This is a genomic window from Arthrobacter sp. H14 (assembly GCF_000520495.1).
Taxonomy (GTDB): Bacteria; Actinomycetota; Actinomycetes; order Actinomycetales; family Micrococcaceae; genus Arthrobacter_C.
Window position 1 is genome coordinate 44,969 of the sequence record NZ_KI914697.1, and the last position, 17,133, is coordinate 62,101.

A 17,133-nucleotide genomic window follows, 5' to 3' on the forward strand; every position below is an offset into this window, starting at 1 on the left:
CCCGGCCGCCGGACCCTCAGGGGACCGGCGGCCGGACGGTTAGACTCTCATAGTGATGGATTTCGACGACGACGTTCCTGCCGGCGGCCTGGCTGCCGACAGCCGCAACCCACCCGTGGACCAGCCCCGGATCGCGCGGGCGGTGCGCGAGATTCTGATCGCGATCGGTGAGGACCCCGACCGCAGCGGCCTGGTGGATACGCCCAACCGCGTTGCCAAGGCCTACACGGAAATGTTCGCCGGCCTGCACCAGGACGCCGGGGACTTGCTCGCCACCACCTTCGATCTGGAGCACCAGGAAATGGTGCTGGTCAAGGACATCCCCTTCTATTCGACCTGCGAACATCACTTGGTACCCTTCCACGGCACGGCGCATATTGGCTACATCCCCTCCCATGACGGCAAGGTCACGGGCCTGAGTAAACTGGCCAGACTCGTCGAGATTTATGCCCGCCGCCCGCAGGTCCAGGAGCGGTTGACCACACAGATCGTGGACGCGCTCATGTCCAACCTTGCCCCGCGCGGGGCAATCGTGGTGATCGAATGCGAACATATGTGCATGTCCATGCGCGGTGTACGCAAACCCGGCGCCAAGACAGTGACTTCGGCGGTGCGGGGCCAGCTTCATGATCCCGCCACCCGGGCCGAAGCAATGAGTTTGATACTCGGAAGGTAATAACACATGGATTCACTCGCTGCAGCACCCGGAACCGGGCCAGCCACTTCGCCGCTGCCGGTCGTACGTCCCCCGAGGCCGGCCGCCAAGTACGAGGACCTGCCGACCGGCCGCGCGCTAGTGATGGGCATCTTGAATGTCACCCCGGATTCCTTCAGCGACGGCGGCCAGTTCCAGGACCTGGACTCCGCCATCGGGCACGGTCTGCGGATGTTCTACGCCGGCGCGGACATTATCGACGTCGGTGGCGAATCCACCCGTCCCGGCGCCGACAGCGTGAGCGAGGAGGAGGAGCAGAAGCGCATCCTTCCCGTGGTCGCGACGCTGGTTAAGGCCGGCGCCCTGGTCAGCGTCGACACCATGAACGCCTCCACCGCGGCCAAGGCAATCGACGCCGGCGCCGCCATGGTCAACGACATTTCCGGCCTGAACTTCGACCCGAAAATGCCTGCCCTCGTTGCCGAACGCGGTGTTCCTTATGTCCTGACGCACCGCAGAGGTGATGCCGGAACCATGGACCAGCACACTGACTACGACGACCTCGCCACTGAAGTGATTGAGGAAATCACCTCGGTGCGCAGCAAGTTCTACGACGCCGGTGTCACGCCGGAGCAGATCATCGTCGACCCGGGTCTCGGCTTTTCCAAGAACGGTGAGCAGAACTGGGAACTGCTCCGCAGCCTGGACCGGTTCAACGAACTTGGACACCGGGTGCTGGTCGGCGCGTCCCGGAAGCGCTTCATCGGCTCCCTGCTGATCAGCGCCGGCAAGGCAGCACCGGTTGAGGAGCGGGATCACGCGACGGCGGCCGTTTCCGCGCTTGCAGTGCACCACGGTGCCTGGGCGGTCCGCGTCCACGATGTCGCAGCCAACCTGGACGCTGTGAAGGTCGCTGCCGCCTGGGCGGCACCCAAAGACGGCGCCAAGGACGACTGAATGCGCGTACCGCGGCCGGACATTATCCGCTTGAGCGGCATTGCCGCGATCGGATACCACGGGGTCTTTGAGCATGAGAAGCGGGCAGGGCAGCCCTTCATTGCCGACGTCGTGGTGTATACCGATGTTTCGCAGGCTGCGGCCACCGACGACATTGCACGCACCACGAACTACGGTGAGCTCGCCGAACAGGTGAAGGCCATCATTACCGATGAGCGTTTTAATCTGATTGAAACACTTGCGGAGCGGACGGCGGCGCACATTCTCGATACCTTTGAGGTAGGAGCCGTGGAGGTAACCGTGCACAAGCCCAAAGCACCTATCGAAGTGACCTTTGCCGACGTGTCCGTAACCGTGTACCGGGAACGGCCATGAACACCCGCGTCATTCTGGCCCTGGGCAGCAACCTGGGTGAACGCAGCGACATTCTGGCCAACGCCGTCGCGGATTTGGTGGATCATCCACACGTGCGGCTGCGCGAGGTCTCGCCCGTGGTGCAAACGAAGGCCGTGGGCGGACCGGAGCAGCCGGATTACTTGAATATGGTGGTCGAGATTGAGACCGATCTGGAGCCGTATGCGTTGCTGGCGCATTGCCAGGCCGTCGAGGCGAAGCACCACCGGACCCGCACCGTCCGCTGGGGAGCCCGGACCCTGGACGTGGACATCATCACCTACGGCGATCTGGAAATAAATGCCCCGGAGCTGACCCTTCCGCACCCGCGGGCGCACGAGCGCGCGTTCGTGCTGCAACCCTGGGCCTGGATGGACAGCACCGCCGTCCTCGCCGGCCGCCCGGTGGCCGAACTCGCTGCGGAAGCTGACGACCTTGCGGGCCTAAAACCGTTTGAAGGGGCTGTGTGAACACCATCCGCACCCGTTGGCTGATCGTGATCGCCGCCGCGGCAGCGCTGACCGCCTACCTGATCACTTTCCTGGGAACCTCGTTCGGGTGGCCGACGCCGGTGCTCCCGTTAAGCTCCCTGTTCACCATGGCGATTATCGCCGGCTTCACCCTTGTCCTCGGAATCCGGGTACTGCGCTGGCGGCAGGGCAAACGGAAACGACAGCTTAACCTGATCCTCGCGGCGCGCACGCTGGTGCTGGCTCACGCCTGCGCCTATGCAGGCTCGCTTTTGCTGGGCTGGCACGTCGGGGTTCTGGTGGATCAACTGCCGCTGTGGCAGTTCCGCTCGGACCATACCACTGGGCTGACGGCGTTCGCGATGACAGCCGGCGGATTGATCATGATAGTTATTGGACTGGTGGTGGAGCGGTTCTGCCGCATTCCGCCCGAGGACAAGGAAGAGTCCGGCGGAGGCGGCCAGCAGCAGACCAAAGGTGAGGGAGAATATGCGTAGCCAGGCGCGCGAGCCGATCGATCCGGCCAATGTCGAATGGACACGGGTCTCGGACAAACTCATCATGCTCCGCATTATCGGCTGGCTGATCGGGTTCCTGATTGCCCTCGCGATCTTCTCCATTCCGCTGGTGCTCAAACTGCTGGGTTTCTGGTCCGAACTGCCGGCCTTCATCGCGTGGGGACTGCCCGCCGTCGTACTGATTATTGGTATCTGGCGGCTGCTGCTGATTCCGCGCCAGGTCCGTGCCATCGGTTACGCGGAGCGGCACGAGGACCTGCTGATCCGGCAGGGCCTGTTCTTCCAGCGCGTGATGGTGGTTCCCTACGGGCGGATGCAATATGTGGATATTTCCGTCGGTCCGATTGAACGCGCCGTCGGGTTGGCCTCGCTTAAGCTGCACACCGCCTCGCCGACGACGAACGCCACCCTTGTCGGACTGCCCGCTGCCGAAGCCGCGCGGCTGCGCGAACAGCTGTCCTCCCTCGGCGAAGCGAAGCTGGCAGGGCTATGACCGAAGTGCCGGTCAAGGAATACACGGATCCCGACGCCGGAGACCGGTGGCACCGCGTCCATCCGGTTTCGCCCATGGTCAAGGGCTGGATCGGCATCATCGCCGTCATCGTCATTTTCGGCCGGGGACTTTTTGAAGATCTTCTCGTGGACGGGCGTACCCCGCGGATCGGGCCCGAAGGCGAATTCCTTCCGCTTTGGGTGCTGGTCGTGCTGGTAGTCGTCATCGCGCTGCTGTTCGCGTTGTCCTTCTTCCTGTCCTGGTACTTCACCCGCTATCAGGTCACCAACGACCACGTCCGGATCAACAGCGGCGTGATCTTCCGCCAGCATCGGCAGGCGCGGCTGGACCGGGTGCAGGCTATCGACGTCGTCCAGCCTCTGCTCGCGCGGTTGTTCTCGCTGGCTGAGCTCAAGTTCGAGGTGGCGGATTCAGGCAGTTCGGCTGTGCGGCTGAGCTATCTCAAACTCTCCGAAGCGCAGCTGCTGCGGGCCACCATCCTGGCCAGGGCGGCAGGAGTCAAGCAGGACCCGGAACACCCCGATGAGGTGGCGGAAGCGCCGGAGCAGTCCGTGCTCGAATTGCCGCCGCGCCGCATCATCGGCGCCACCTTGTTGTCCGGAACCACCATCTTCGTGCTCGTCGCCGTCGTCGCACTGGCGGTCGTGGCGCTCGTGCTGGACGAGCCGTTGCCGCTGGGAGCCGTGCTGGCCGGAGCGGTGCCGTTCCTGTTCGCGATGGCCGCCGCCTACTGGGCCACCTTCAGCAACAGCTTCAATTTCCGTGCCGCCATTTCCCCCGATGGAATCCGGCTGCGCTACGGACTGTTGGAAACCCGCGCGCAGACCGTTCCGCCCGGCCGCGTGCAGGCCGTCGGGATTGTGCAGTCGCCGCTGTGGCGTTTCGCCGGGTGGTACAAGATGCAGGTCAACGTTGCCGGGTACGGTGTGGACACCCAGGCCAGCGGTGCCCGCACGACACTGCTGCCCGCCGGCACGTCGAACGAAGTCATGCAGATGCTGGCGCTCGTGCTGCCCGACCCCGGCGTCGACGAACCGTTCGAGGTCTTCGGGGCCGCCATCTCCGGACAGGATCAGGACTGCGGCTTCATCACTACGCCGCGCCGTGGACGGATTCTGTCCCTGTTGTCCTGGCGGCGGAACGGTTTCCTCGCCACCCGGACGGCGCTGATTTGCCGTTCGGGGTGGATGTGGAAGCAGGCGCAGGTCGTCCCGCATGAACGCACCCAGTCCCTGGCGCTGCACCAAGGTCCGTTGACCCGCCGGCTTGGTCTGGCCGACGTCGTGCTGCACTCCACCCCTGGGCCGGTCAGCGCGAAGATCTGGCATGCCGATCTGGATACGGCGCGCCGGCTCTTTGACGAGCAGGCCGAACGCGCCGCCAGTGCCCGGCTGATCAGCCCGCCGGAACACTGGCTGGAGCAGGTTGATCGTGGAGAGGAGGCCGACCATGGCAAGCCGTAAACCTGGACGCCTCGGTGTCGGAGTCATCGGCGCCGGAAAAGTTGGCGCAGTCCTGGGTGCCGCCCTGCGCGCCGCCGAACACGCCGTCGTTGGAGTTTCCGCCGTGTCCGAGGGGAGCCGGGACCGTGCTGAGTCCCTGCTGCCCGGAGTGCCTATCCTCGAAATTCCCGACATCGTAGAACGCGCCGAGCTGGTCCTGCTCGCCGTTCCCGACGACGCCCTTCCGGAGCTGGTTGAGGGCCTCGCGGCCACCGGCGCCTGGCAGCAGGGACAGCTGGTCGCGCACACCAGCGGACGGTTCGGCACCGGCGTGCTCGCGCCGGCTCGGGCTAAGGGCGCGCTGCCGCTGGCGTTGCACCCCGCGATGACGTTCACCGGCATGAGCCTGGATCTGAACCGGCTTCCGGACTGCAGTTTCGGCGTCACCGCGGACAGGGCGATCCTGCCGGTTGCCCAGGCACTGGTGGTGGAGATGGGCGCCGAACCCGTGGTCATCGAGGAGGCTGACCGGCCGCTGTACCATGCGGCGCTGGCACACTCATCGAATAACCTGGTTACGCTCGCTGCGCAGTCGTCCGAGCTGCTCAGCGGAATCGGAGTCGAAGAACCTTCACGCATGCTCGGACCGTTGTTGCGGGCCAGCCTCGAAAATGCGCTGGTTTCCGGCGAAAGTGCGCTCACCGGCCCGGTTGCGCGCGGCGACAGCGGAACGGTCGAAGCCCATGCGCGGGCCCTGCGGGAACGGGAAACCGGGCCAGGAACCAGTGACATCCGTGCGGCCTACCGGGAATTGGCCAAAGCGACGGCGACCCGGGCTGTGACCCGTGGGCTGCTGACCGCGGCGCAAGCCAAAGACATTAACCGCGCGCTCGATATGCCGGGAGAAGAATGACTGAACAAAAACCGCTCGTCGTTACGACCCGGGCGGAGCTGAACGCTGCCAGCGGTGGGTTGCTGCAGGAGGCTGCGGCAACCAGGAACGGTGTTGGGGCGTCAGCCGGAGATGCTGCCGGACCGGCCGGTCCCAGCCTCGGCCTTGTCCCCACCATGGGTGCCCTGCATGAAGGACACGAAGCTCTGGCACGGACGGCGCGCAAGGATAACGACGTCGTCGTCGCCACGATTTTTGTGAATCCGCTGCAGTTTGGCGAGAGCGCGGACCTGGAGCGCTACCCGCGGACGTTCGACGACGACGTCGCGCTGCTGGGACGGTGCGGGGTCGACATCGTCTTCGCCCCGCCCATCGAAGAGGTCTATCCGCAGGGCATGCCGATGGTCCGGATCAGCGCGGGCGAGCTCGGAGAGAAGTTCGAAGGGGCATTCCGGCCGGGACATTTCGACGGTGCCCTGACCGTCGTCGCCAAGCTGCTGCATTACGGCATGCCGGCACGGACTACCGCCGGGTCCACCGCCTACCGCGCGTATTTCGGGCAGAAGGATGCCCAGCAGCTGACACTGGTCCGCCGGATGGCCGCGGATCTAAATTTCGACGTCGACATCATCGCCGTGCCAACGGTCCGGGCGGCGGACGGGCTGGCCCTGTCCAGCCGGAACCGGTTCCTCAATGAGGACGAGCGTGCCGCGGCCCTGACCCTGTTCGGCGCATTGCGAACCTTGGCAGAGCGGGCCGAAGCCCACGAACCGCTGGAGCTGGACGAGGTCGTCGATCTTGTCGCCGCGCATCCGATGGTCGAGCTGGACTACCTCGACGTGGTGGATCCGGCCACCCTGGAACCGCTCGGTGAGAACTGCCGGCACACGCCTTTCACCGGTACGGCGCTGGCGTTGATCGCCGCCCGGGTCGGGCCCGTGCGGCTGATCGACAATATGGTGCTGGGGACGCGGACGCCGGCATCGGCAATTTAAACGCTGTTCCGCCGACGGCACGGGCCGGCGCGCCAATGCCAAACTGATCACGCCGACGCCGGCGGCTTGGGTCCCGCGGGCTCTCACCGGCTAACCTTGAATACCGTGAGCAACGACAACAGCGCCCCTCCCATGGAGAAGAGTACCCAACCGATGGCCAGTGACGTATCTGAGCAGATGCAAATCCGCCTCGACAAGCGTGCCCGCCTTCTGGAACGGGGCGCCGAACCGTATCCCGTCGTGCTCGAACGCACGCACACGCTGGGTGAAGTCCGGGAGAAATACGGCCACCTCGAGGCAGGTGACGGCACCGGGACGGTGGCTGCCGTGGCTGGCCGGGTGGTGTTTGTCCGCAACACTGGAAAGCTCTGCTTCGCAACCCTGCAGGAAGGCGACGGTACCCGGCTGCAGGCTATGATCAGCCTGGCGAATGTCGGCGAGCAGGCCTTGGCGGACTGGAAGGAACTGGTCGACCTGGGCGACCACGTCCTCGTCCGCGGCGAAGTGATCAGCTCCAAGCGCGGCGAGCTGTCCATTATGGCCGATTCGTGGCAGATGGCGTCGAAGTCCCTGCGTCCGATGCCGACCCTGCACAAGGAGCTCAGCGAGGAAACACGGGTACGCCAGCGGTACGTCGACCTGATGGTCCGCGAGGAAGCGCGCGAGATGGTGCGCACCCGCGCTGCGATCACCCGTGCGGTCAGGGATACCCTGCACAACCACGGCTACGTCGAGGTGGAAACACCGATGCTGCAGTTGATCCACGGCGGGGCAACAGCGCGTCCTTTCGAGACACATCTGAATGCCTTTGACCAGAAAATGACCATGCGGATCGCGCTTGAGCTGTATCTGAAGCGTGCTGTGGTCGGTGGAATTGACCGGGTCTATGAAATCGGCCGGATTTTCCGAAATGAAGGCGTTGATTCCACACATAGTCCTGAATTCACCATGTTGGAGTGTTACGAGGCATACGGCGATCAGTTTGTGATGGCCGAAAGAATGCAGGAGATTATCGTCAATTGTGCGGACCTTATGGGGTCACGGGTTATTGAAACCGCCGCGGGTGAAATAAACCTTGACGGTGAATGGCAGTGGCTTTCTCTCTACCCGGGCCTTTCCGAAGCAGTGGGAGAGGAAATCACGCCCGAAACCAGTGCCGATGTGCTCCGGAAAATTGCCGAAAAGCTGGAGATCAGTGTTGACGATGCCTGGGATGCGGAAAAGCTCGTCCTGGAACTCTTTGGTGAAATTGTTGAGCCGAATCTAATTCAGCCAACATTTGTGTACGACTACCCGCCGTCGGCACAGCCGCTCGCACGACAGCACAGGGAAGACCCGCGCCTCATTGAAGCCTGGGACCTGATCATCGGTGGAATGGAACGTGGAACGGCATTCTCCGAATTGATCGACCCCGTCATCCAGCGGGAGCGGCTGACTCAACAGTCACGGCGTGCCGCAGCGGGCGACGAGGAGGCCATGCAATTGGACGAAGACTTCCTGCGGGCCCTGGAATACGGGGCTCCGCCGATGGGCGGCATCGGACTGGGAATTGACCGCTTGGTGATGTTGTTTACGAATGCAGGCATCAGGGAAACCATTCTATTTCCCTTGATGAAACCGGAGTAAACCTGAACCTGTGCAGAGGCGCCGGCCGGTGATAATCCACACCGTAACGGCCCACCTGCCCTAAGGAGTAAACTGGAACCGTGGAATACCTAGCAGTTCTGATCCCTTCCGCCGGCGTCGGCACCTTGTTTTACTTTGTGATGCGGGCGCTTTTTAACGTCGACCGTTCTGAACGTGAGGCACTGGCGCGGGCCGAAGAGGAAGCCGGCCGGGAAAAGCAATAAGAAAATCCTTTGACTCAGTATTAGTGCATGCGCGATACTCGAAATACATTTGTTTCATTTGTCCGTAATTTGTATTGATATTGAGGAGCCACGGTGGCACAGAAGGTGAAGATCATCCTTGTCGATGACATGGATGGTGGAAGCGCCGAAGAGACGGTTCGCTTTGGTCTCGACGGCGCGAATTACGAAATTGATTTGTCAGCGGAGAATGCGGACAAACTACGGGAAGCAATCCGCCCATTCGTGGCTAAAGCCCGCCGTTCCAGCGGCCGGGTCCAGCGGGGCAGGGGCTCGACGCCGGCCCGGAACCAGGAAGCGGCCGAAATCCGTAAATGGGCACGCGAGCAGGGCTATAAAGTCAGCGACCGTGGACGTGTCCAGTCGGAAATCCAGGACGCCTACCGGAAAGCAATGGGCCAGGACTGAAAGTCCGTACCTGAATCTCTAATTCAAGAACCCCGGCCGGAATATCCGCCGGGGTTCTTGAATTGCATCCAGAACGACAGAATTGTGAGGATAAATCGCAACCGGGCGTTTTCGACTGCTGTACTGCCCCTCGTCGTACCCGCAGTTTCGCTCTGGGCATGACCCTCACGCCCACGGCGAACACATGCCCATCGATGCTGATTAGTGCGTAGCATCGAAAGTACGCAGTAGCTAGGAGTGTGCCGCAATGTTTGAACGATTTACCGACCGAGCCCGACGTGTTGTCGTGCTGGCCCAAGAAGAGGCCCGCATGCTCAACCACAACTACATCGGCACCGAGCACATACTGCTCGGTCTCATCCACGAGGGCGAAGGTGTCGCAGCCAAAGCGCTGGAGTCCCTGAGCATTTCTCTCGGGGCCGTCCGCGAGCAGGTGCAGGAGATTATCGGCCAGGGCCAGCAGGCTCCGTCCGGGCACATCCCCTTCACTCCGCGCGCCAAGAAGGTGCTGGAGCTTTCCCTGCGTGAAGCCCTGCAGCTCGGCCATAACTACATTGGCACCGAGCACATCCTGCTCGGGCTTATCCGTGAGGGCGAAGGCGTTGCCGCACAGGTGCTGGTGAAGCTTGGCGCCGATCTGAGCCGCGTCCGCCAGCAGGTTATTCAGCTGCTGTCCGGCTACCAGGGTAAGGAGCCGGTCTCCGCGGGCAATCCGCAGGAAGGCACTCCCGCCGGCTCCGTGGTACTGGACCAGTTCGGCCGCAATCTGACGCAGGCTGCCCGCGAGACGAAGCTCGATCCGGTTATTGGCCGTGAACACGAGCAGGAACGCGTGATGCAGGTGTTGTCACGCCGGACCAAGAACAACCCTGTGCTGATAGGTGAGCCCGGCGTTGGTAAAACCGCCGTCGTCGAGGGGCTCGCCCAGGCCATTGTCCGCGGCGACGTTCCGGAGACGCTGAAAGACAAGCAGCTCTACACTCTGGACCTCGGTTCGCTGGTGGCCGGCTCACGCTACCGCGGTGACTTCGAAGAGCGGCTGAAGAAGGTCCTTAAAGAGATCCGCACCCGCGGCGACATCATCCTGTTCATCGACGAGATCCACACCCTCGTCGGGGCAGGCGCGGCCGAAGGCGCGATCGATGCGGCTTCCATTCTGAAGCCGATGCTGGCCCGCGGTGAACTGCAGACCATTGGTGCCACCACACTGGACGAGTACCGCAAGCACATTGAGAAGGATGCCGCACTGGAGCGCCGTTTCCAGCCCATCCAGGTCAATGAGCCCTCGGTGGCCCACTCTATCGAGATCCTGAAGGGCCTCCGCGACCGCTACGAGGCCCACCACCGGGTGTCCATCACGGATGCCGCACTGGCCGCTGCCGCCAATCTTTCCGAGCGCTACGTCTCCGACCGGTTCCTGCCGGACAAGGCGATCGACCTGATCGATGAGGCCGGCGCCCGGCTGCGCATCCGCAGGATGACGGCACCGCCGGAGCTGAAGGAAATCGACGAGAAGATCGCGAATGTCAAGAAGGAAAAGGAGTCGGCCATCGACTCCCAGGACTTCGAAGGCGCCGCCTCGCTCCGCGACAAGGAACAGAAGCTCCAAGCCGAGCGGGCCGAGAAGGAACACGACTGGAAGTCCGGCGGCATGGATGACATTTCCGAGGTCGACGAGGAACTGATCGCAGAGGTCCTCGCGAACTCCACGGGCATCCCTGTCTTCAAGCTGACCGAGGAAGAGTCCTCGCGCCTCATGCACATGGAAGACGAGCTGCACAAGCGTGTGGTCGGCCAGGAAGAGGCTATCAAGTCCCTGTCCCAGGCAATCAGGCGCACACGTGCGGGCCTGAAGGATCCGAAGCGCCCCGGCGGTTCGTTCATCTTCGCGGGGCCGACCGGTGTGGGCAAGACCGAACTCGCCAAGGCCCTGGCTGAATTCCTCTTCGGTGAGGAAGACGCCCTGATCCAGCTGGACATGTCCGAGTACTCGGAGAAGCACACAGTGTCACGGCTCTTCGGTTCACCTCCCGGCTACGTCGGATACGAAGAAGGCGGGCAGCTGACCGAGAAGGTCCGCCGCCGTCCGTTCTCCGTCGTGCTCTTCGACGAGGTGGAGAAGGCACACGCCGACATCTTCAACTCTCTGCTGCAGATTCTCGAGGATGGCCGCCTGACCGACAGCCAGGGACGGGTGATCGACTTCAAGAACACGGTGATCATCATGACCACCAACCTGGGCACCAGGGACATCTCCAAGGGCATTCCCACCGGTTTTGCCTCCGAAACGAACACGCAGACCTCGTACAACCGGATGCGGGCAAAGGTTACGGACGAGCTCAAGCAGCACTTCCGTCCTGAGTTCCTCAACCGTGTTGACGACGTCGTGGTCTTCCCGCAGCTGTCCCAGGACCAGATCATCGAGATTGTGGACATGTTCGTCGCACGGCTGGAGTCGCGCCTCAAGGACAAGGACATGGGCATCGAGCTCACGCCCGCGGCCAAGGTGCTGCTTGCAACCCGCGGCTACGATCCGGCTATGGGCGCGCGCCCGCTGCGCCGCACCATCCAGCGCGAGGTCGAGGACCAGCTCTCCGAGAAGATTCTCTTCGGCGAACTGAAGTCCGGCGACGTCGTCGTGGTGGACGTGGAAGGCGAAGGCGACGACGCGAAGTTCACCTTCGAAGGCAACGCCAGCCCGGCCGTCCCAGACACCATTCCGGCAACGTAGAGCAGGGAAACACCTTCCGGCCGGCCCAGTCAGGACGGACACGGTGACGGAAGTTGGAAAGGTCCCGCACTTCTTCAGTGCGGGGCCTTTCCCCGTTAGCGGAAATTCCTCCCTCAGTGAAGCAACTGTGAACTGGCCCACAGACAGTGATAGGACTGAACAATGACCTCAGACGTATCGCTGGCGCCGGAGCGATCCTCCACCGCCGGAACTTCAGAATCTGCCGAAACACCGTTCCATAACCTGGACCATTACATCGCCATGCCACGCATTTCCGGGCTGGCGTTGAGCCCGGACGGAGAACGCCTGGTCACCACGGTGACCACCATTTCAGCCAAATCCACAGAGTATGCAACCGCGCTGTGGGAGCTGGACCCGGCCGGTGAAAAACCAGCCCGACGGCTGACCCGCAGTGCCAAGGGCGAGTCCGGTGCTGCCTTCGCCGGTACCGGAAATCTGCTGTTCACCTCGGCGCGGCCTGATCCCGAGGCGGATGAAGCCGAGCCGGTAAGCGCGCTGTGGGAACTTTCTGCCGGCGGCGGCGAAGCCCGCGTGGCCATCTCCCGGGCCGGGGGAGTGGGCGGCATACTGGCGGCCAAGGACACGTCCAGTGTTTTCGTTACGGCCCCCGTCCTGCCCGGCTCAGCCGATGAGGAGTCGGACGCCAAACTCCGCTCCGGCCGCAAGGACAACAAGGTCGGCGCCATCCTGCATACGGGCTACCCGGTGCGGTTCTGGGATTCAGATATCGGACCGGACGAGACGCACATTTTTGCCCTCGAATCCGACCCCACTGCCGGAGACGGCCGTCCCACCACCACCGAGACGGAAATGTCCCACCGGCTCAGGAACATCACCGGTGGTGTGGGCCAATCCCTGCGCGAGACCACCGCGGTCATCAGCCCGGACGGCTCAACCGTCATCGCCAGCATGAACAAGCCACTCGCCAAGGGCGATATGCGGAGCATCCTGGTCCGGATCGACACGGCCACGGGCGAACGAACCGTGCTCCTCGACGAAGAGGGCATGAATTTCGAACCGGGTCCCGTCAGCCCCGACAACAGCACCGTCGTCGTTGTCAGTCAAACCGAATCCAGCGCCGAAGCAGCTCCGCAAATCAAGCTGAATCTGCTCCCATTGTCTGGCGGAGAACTCCTTCCGATTGCCAGTTCGTGGGACCGTTGGGCTTCGCCCGCCGCCTGGCTGCCCGATGGGTCCGCGCTCCTGGCCACAGCGGACGACGGCGGCCGCGCTCCCGTGTTCTCCGTCAGCGTCAGGGGCGGCGAGGTCACCCAAATAACGCACGACGACGCCGCGTATACCGACGTGGCTGTCTCTCCTGATGGCGCCACGGCTTATGCGCTGCGCAGCTCCTACCTGTATCCGGTGGAGGCAGTGCGGATCGATATCGCCAGCGGGGAAGTTTCCCGGCTGCCGGCTCCGGTGGAACGCCCGGAGATCCCCGGCCGGTTGGAGGAAGTCGAAACCAAAGCTGCGGATGGTTCGAGGATCCGTGCCTGGCTCGCGCTGCCCGAAGGTGCGGATGCGGACAATCCGGCGCCGCTGCTGCTCTGGATCCACGGTGGGCCGCTGGGCTCCTGGAACGCCTGGACCTGGCGTTGGAATCCCTGGCTGATGACCGTCAAGGGATACGCCGTACTGCTGCCGGATCCAGCCCTGTCGACCGGTTACGGCCAGGAATTCATCCAGCGCGGCTGGGGCGAATGGGGAGAGAATCCGTTTACGGACCTGATGTCCATCACGGACGAAACCGAACGGCGTCCCGACATCGATGAAACCCGCACGGCGGCCATGGGTGGCTCGTTCGGCGGTTACATGGCGAACTGGGTCGCCGGCCACACGGACCGGTTCAAGGCGATAGTCACGCACGCCAGCCTGTGGGCCCTTGATCAATTCGGCCCGACCACCGACGCATCCTTCTTCTGGGAGAAGGAAATGACACCGGAGCGGGGGAGACTGAACTCTCCGCATCTGCATGTGGAGAATATCCGCACCCCCATGCTGGTGATCCACGGGGACAAGGACTACCGGGTGCCGATCGGCGAGGGCCTGCGGCTCTGGTACGAACTGCTGTCCAAGTCCGCGCTGGCCGCCGATGAGAATGGCGAGACTCCGCACCGGTTCCTGTACTACCCGGATGAGAACCACTGGATCCTCGCCCCCCAACACGCGAAGATCTGGTACTCGGTGGTGCACAGCTTCCTGGCCGAGCATCTGCTGGGCGAAAAGACGGAGCTGCCCAAGGAGCTCGGTTTATAGGACCGGTCCGGCGTGCTTAGACTGGCGGCGTGAGCTCTTTCAAACTTCGACCTGCCCGAACCTCCGACGTCGCGGAGATCCGGCGGCTCGTCGCGCCACTGGCGGATAAGCGTGTGCTGCTGGAGAAAGAGGCGGTGGCCTACTTTGAGAGCCTCCAGCAGTTCCGTGTCGCGGAGGACGACGACGGCGAGGTCGTTGGGTGCGGCGCCCTCCACGTCATGTGGGACGACATCGCCGAAGTCCGCACGCTCGTCACCGACAAGCCCGGCAGCGGGGTGGGGCATGCGCTGCTCGAGAAGTTGCTCGCCGATGCCCGGGACATCGGGGTCAAGCGTGTCTTCTGCCTGACCTTCGAGGTCGACTTCTTCGCCCGGCACGGCTTCGAGGTGATGGCCAACCAGGCCGCCGTCGACCCCGAGGTCTACTCCGAGTTGTTGCGCTCCACGGACGAAGGCGTCGCCGAGTTCCTCGATCTGGCCCGGGTGAAGCCGAACACGCTTGGCAACACCCGCATGATCCGCAACCTCTGATTGCTGTCGGTGGCCGGATGCCGATGATAAAATAAGTACGCTTAGCATCAGGTTGATGCGGCCGGTTCTGTATGGGAGCGGTACTTGAGCAGAAAGCAGGTTTCATCATGGGTGCAGACGACAAGGCACAGAACAAGACCGAGCAGGCGACAGGCAAAGTCAAGGAAGGCGTCGGCGGCGCCACGGACAACGAAAGCCTGAAGCAAGAAGGTAAGAAGGACCAGGTCAAGGCCGATGCTAAACAGGTCGGCGAGGACGTGAAGGATACGTTCAAGGACGGTACGGACGAGAACCGCTAAGAACAGACTGTGGAGGAGGGTTGAAGCCCTCCTCCACAGCCATGTAATGCATCTGGGCAACGACGAAGCCGCAGAGTAGGGTTCTAAAGAGTGAGCCCAATCGGGCTGATCCGACGCAGCTGATGGGAGTGGCAACAGCATGAAGAAACTCATCAATGATCCAAAATCGGTGGTCTCGGAGTCCGTTGAGGGGTTCGGAATGGCCCACAAGGACCTGGTGACAGTCAATAGCGATCCGGCCTACATAACCCGCAAGGATGCCCCGGTGAAGGGCAAGGTCGGACTGGTCTCCGGTGGCGGCAGCGGCCATGAGCCCCTGCACGCGGGATACGTCGGACGCGGGATGCTCGACGCCGCAGTTCCAGGGCCCGTGTTCACGTCGCCGACCCCCGACCAGATCATTCCGGCGACGCTGGCAGTCGACGGTGGCGCCGGCGTCGTACATATTGTGAAGAACTACACCGGCGACGTGCTGAACTTTGAAACCGCTGCAGAGATGGCCGGGGCCGAAGACGTGGAAGTCCGGACCGTGCTCGTCAATGACGACGTCGCAGTCGAGGATTCGCTGTTCACGGCAGGCAGGCGCGGGGTCGGTGGAACGGTCCTTGTGGAGCGGATCGCCGGAGCAGCTGCCGAACGCGGCGATGACCTCGATGCCGTAGCCGCCATTGGAAACCGGGTCAATGAAAATGTCCGCAGCATGGGTGTGGCACTGAGCTCCTGCACCGTTCCGCATGCCGGCGAGCCAAGTTTCGAACTCGGCGAGGATGAGGTGGAAATCGGCATCGGGATCCACGGCGAACCCGGGCGGCACCGGATCGCGATGGAACCCGCCGACGGTATCGTCGACCGCCTGCTGGAGCCGGTCCTGAGCGACCTGAAGCTCGACGACGGCGCAAAGGTGCTGCTCTTCGTCAACGGAATGGGCGGAACTCCGGCCAGCGAGCTGTACATCGCGTACCGGCATGCAGCAAAGGTGCTCACCGACAAGGGGATTACCGTCGAACGCTCACTGGTGGGTAACTACATCACAGCCCTGGAGATGCAGGGAGCGTCGATTTCCATCCTGCGGCTCGATGACGAAATGACCGGACTGTGGGACTCTCCGGTCCACACGGCCGCTCTGCGCTGGGGAGTGTGAGTATGACTGGAATCGTCGACGCCGCCTGGGCCGACGCGTGGCTGCGTGCCGCCGCGGCGGTAATCTCGGAGCACCGCAAGGAACTCAATGACCTGGACCGCGCCATTGGCGACGGTGACCACGGCGAAAACCTCGACCGTGGATTCGCGGCAATTGTGGAAAAGCTCGATGAGTCGCCACTGTTCACCCCGGGCGCCTACTTCAAACTTGCTGCGATGACGCTGATGTCCAAGGTCGGCGGCGCCGCAGGACCGCTCTACGGCACGGCTTACCTGAGGGCGGCCACCACCTGCGGCGATGCCAAGGAGATCGACGGCGCCAAGCTCGCCGAAGCGCTCGCCGCAGCCCGTGACGGCGTCGTGGCCCGTGGCAAGGCCGAAGTCGGCGACAAGACCATGATCGACGCCTGGACGCCCGCCGTTGATGCCGCGGCCGAAGCAGCCGGAAACGGAACAGGCGCGGCCGAAGTGCTCAAAGCCGCGGCGCAGGCTGCGCAGACCGGCGCAGAATCCACAGATCCGCTGGTGGCCCGCAAGGGCAGGGCCAGCTACCTGGCCGAGCGCAGCGCCGGACACCGGGATCCGGGCGCCGTCTCCAGTGCCTTGCTGCTGCAGGCCGCCGTGGACGCCATTGAGCAGGCTGGTGCCGGGAACGGCGGGACGGACAAGGCGTGAGCGTAGGGCTGCTGATCGTTTCCCATAGCCGGAAAATTGCGGAGGGGATCTGTGAACTCGCTGCCCAGATGGCCTCCGACATCGATCTGGTCCCTGCCGGGGGGACCGACGACGGCGGCATCGGCACCAGCTTTGAGAAGATACAGACTGGTATCGAAAGCGCGGATACGGGCGACGGTCTGCTGATCCTCACCGATCTCGGCTCGGCAGTCATGACGGCCGAGTCGGTGCTGGAGTTCCTTGACGGGGACCAGCAGCGACGGATCCGGCTCCTGCCCGGCGTTCCTCTGGTTGAAGGCGCGATTGCCGCCGCCGTTTCGGCGCAGACCGGCGCTGAACTAGCTTCGGTGGCTCTGGCAGCCGAAA

19 protein-coding genes are annotated in these 17,133 nt (G+C 63.4%); all 19 read left to right on the forward strand.

From position 1 onward, the window contains the following. Window positions 1-52: 52 nt before the first annotated feature. Window positions 53-676 carry a GTP cyclohydrolase I FolE gene (gene folE, locus Y707_RS0120150; RefSeq protein ID WP_026536401.1) on the forward strand — a complete coding sequence of 208 codons (624 nt, stop codon included), beginning with the start codon at window positions 53-55 and terminating at the stop codon, window positions 674-676. 6 nt (window positions 677-682) lie between these two features. Then, window positions 683-1,612 (forward strand): dihydropteroate synthase, encoded by a 930-nt coding sequence (gene folP, locus Y707_RS0120155; RefSeq protein WP_026536402.1) that lies wholly within the window; start codon window positions 683-685, stop codon window positions 1,610-1,612. Then, window positions 1,613-1,987: a dihydroneopterin aldolase gene (gene folB, locus Y707_RS0120160; protein ID WP_026536403.1), complete on the forward strand. Its 375-nt coding sequence runs from the start codon at window positions 1,613-1,615 to the stop codon at window positions 1,985-1,987. It abuts the gene before it with no gap. Beyond that, complete coding sequence (gene folK / locus Y707_RS0120165; protein ID WP_026536404.1) at window positions 1,984-2,475, forward strand: 2-amino-4-hydroxy-6-hydroxymethyldihydropteridine diphosphokinase; 492 nt, start codon at window positions 1,984-1,986, stop codon at window positions 2,473-2,475. Before folB ends, folK begins: the two co-directional genes overlap by 4 nt. After that, window positions 2,472-2,972, forward strand: coding sequence for a DUF3180 domain-containing protein (locus tag Y707_RS0120170; protein WP_026536405.1), 501 nt, complete (start codon window positions 2,472-2,474; stop codon window positions 2,970-2,972). The genes folK and Y707_RS0120170 overlap by 4 nt, the downstream gene beginning before the upstream one ends. After that, the gene (locus Y707_RS0120175) at window positions 2,965-3,486 is read left to right on the forward strand and encodes a PH domain-containing protein (RefSeq protein WP_026536406.1); all 522 of its coding nucleotides are present in this window, start codon (window positions 2,965-2,967) and stop codon (window positions 3,484-3,486) included. Before Y707_RS0120170 ends, Y707_RS0120175 begins: the two co-directional genes overlap by 8 nt. Continuing rightward, the gene (locus Y707_RS27905; RefSeq protein ID WP_051442252.1) at window positions 3,483-4,970 is read left to right on the forward strand and encodes a PH domain-containing protein; all 1,488 of its coding nucleotides are present in this window, start codon (window positions 3,483-3,485) and stop codon (window positions 4,968-4,970) included. The genes Y707_RS0120175 and Y707_RS27905 overlap by 4 nt, the downstream gene beginning before the upstream one ends. Next, complete coding sequence (locus tag Y707_RS0120185) at window positions 4,957-5,862, forward strand: Rossmann-like and DUF2520 domain-containing protein (protein ID WP_026536407.1); 906 nt, start codon at window positions 4,957-4,959, stop codon at window positions 5,860-5,862. Before Y707_RS27905 ends, Y707_RS0120185 begins: the two co-directional genes overlap by 14 nt. After that, a complete protein-coding gene (panC, locus tag Y707_RS0120190; RefSeq protein ID WP_026536408.1) occupies window positions 5,859-6,836 on the forward strand; it encodes a pantoate--beta-alanine ligase in 978 nt (325 codons plus the stop codon). Before Y707_RS0120185 ends, panC begins: the two co-directional genes overlap by 4 nt. Before the next feature lie 132 nt (window positions 6,837-6,968). Next, window positions 6,969-8,462: a lysine--tRNA ligase gene (gene lysS, locus Y707_RS0120195; RefSeq protein ID WP_035782873.1), complete on the forward strand. Its 1,494-nt coding sequence runs from the start codon at window positions 6,969-6,971 to the stop codon at window positions 8,460-8,462. A gap of 80 nt (window positions 8,463-8,542) precedes the next feature. Beyond that, window positions 8,543-8,686, forward strand: a complete 144-nt coding sequence (locus Y707_RS31935; protein ID WP_164468502.1) for a hypothetical protein — start codon at window positions 8,543-8,545, stop codon at window positions 8,684-8,686. Between the two features lie 93 nt (window positions 8,687-8,779). Beyond that, a complete protein-coding gene (locus Y707_RS0120205; RefSeq protein WP_026536410.1) occupies window positions 8,780-9,112 on the forward strand; it encodes a histone-like nucleoid-structuring protein Lsr2 in 333 nt (110 codons plus the stop codon). Between the two features lie 247 nt (window positions 9,113-9,359). Next, a complete protein-coding gene (locus Y707_RS0120210; RefSeq protein WP_035782875.1) occupies window positions 9,360-11,843 on the forward strand; it encodes an ATP-dependent Clp protease ATP-binding subunit in 2,484 nt (827 codons plus the stop codon). A 162-nt stretch (window positions 11,844-12,005) separates the two neighbouring features. Then, window positions 12,006-14,123 carry a prolyl oligopeptidase family serine peptidase gene (locus Y707_RS0120215; protein WP_081745039.1) on the forward strand — a complete coding sequence of 706 codons (2,118 nt, stop codon included), beginning with the start codon at window positions 12,006-12,008 and terminating at the stop codon, window positions 14,121-14,123. A gap of 29 nt (window positions 14,124-14,152) precedes the next feature. After that, window positions 14,153-14,653 (forward strand): amino-acid N-acetyltransferase, encoded by a 501-nt coding sequence (locus tag Y707_RS0120220; RefSeq protein WP_026536413.1) that lies wholly within the window; start codon window positions 14,153-14,155, stop codon window positions 14,651-14,653. A 107-nt stretch (window positions 14,654-14,760) separates the two neighbouring features. Continuing rightward, window positions 14,761-14,952, forward strand: a complete 192-nt coding sequence (locus tag Y707_RS0120225; protein ID WP_026536414.1) for a CsbD family protein — start codon at window positions 14,761-14,763, stop codon at window positions 14,950-14,952. Window positions 14,953-15,091: 139 nt separating this feature from the next. Beyond that, entirely contained in the window at window positions 15,092-16,093 is a 1,002-nt protein-coding gene (gene dhaK / locus Y707_RS0120230) for a dihydroxyacetone kinase subunit DhaK (RefSeq protein WP_026536415.1), read from the forward strand. 2 nt (window positions 16,094-16,095) lie between these two features. Continuing rightward, window positions 16,096-16,767 (forward strand): dihydroxyacetone kinase subunit DhaL, encoded by a 672-nt coding sequence (dhaL, locus tag Y707_RS0120235; protein WP_035782877.1) that lies wholly within the window; start codon window positions 16,096-16,098, stop codon window positions 16,765-16,767. Further along, a partial coding sequence (gene dhaM / locus Y707_RS31775) for a dihydroxyacetone kinase phosphoryl donor subunit DhaM (protein ID WP_035782878.1) occupies window positions 16,764-17,133 on the forward strand: 370 nt, incomplete at its 3' end. The genes dhaL and dhaM, both read left to right, overlap by 4 nt.

Coding starts and splice junctions, on each gene's coding strand:
- folP (WP_026536402.1), top strand. CDS start 683: ATGGATTCACTCGCTGCAGCACCCGGAACCGGGCCAGCCACTTCGCCG.
- folB (WP_026536403.1), top strand. CDS start 1,613: ATGCGCGTACCGCGGCCGGACATTATCCGCTTGAGCGGCATTGCCGCG.
- folK (WP_026536404.1), top strand. CDS start 1,984: ATGAACACCCGCGTCATTCTGGCCCTGGGCAGCAACCTGGGTGAACGC.
- Y707_RS0120175 (WP_026536406.1), top strand. CDS start 2,965: ATGCGTAGCCAGGCGCGCGAGCCGATCGATCCGGCCAATGTCGAATGG.
- Y707_RS27905 (WP_051442252.1), top strand. CDS start 3,483: ATGACCGAAGTGCCGGTCAAGGAATACACGGATCCCGACGCCGGAGAC.
- Y707_RS0120185 (WP_026536407.1), top strand. CDS start 4,957: ATGGCAAGCCGTAAACCTGGACGCCTCGGTGTCGGAGTCATCGGCGCC.
- panC (WP_026536408.1), top strand. CDS start 5,859: ATGACTGAACAAAAACCGCTCGTCGTTACGACCCGGGCGGAGCTGAAC.
- lysS (WP_035782873.1), top strand. CDS start 6,969: ATGGAGAAGAGTACCCAACCGATGGCCAGTGACGTATCTGAGCAGATG.
- Y707_RS0120210 (WP_035782875.1), top strand. CDS start 9,360: ATGTTTGAACGATTTACCGACCGAGCCCGACGTGTTGTCGTGCTGGCC.
- Y707_RS0120215 (WP_081745039.1), top strand. CDS start 12,006: ATGACCTCAGACGTATCGCTGGCGCCGGAGCGATCCTCCACCGCCGGA.
- Y707_RS0120225 (WP_026536414.1), top strand. CDS start 14,761: ATGGGTGCAGACGACAAGGCACAGAACAAGACCGAGCAGGCGACAGGC.
- dhaK (WP_026536415.1), top strand. CDS start 15,092: ATGAAGAAACTCATCAATGATCCAAAATCGGTGGTCTCGGAGTCCGTT.
- dhaL (WP_035782877.1), top strand. CDS start 16,096: ATGACTGGAATCGTCGACGCCGCCTGGGCCGACGCGTGGCTGCGTGCC.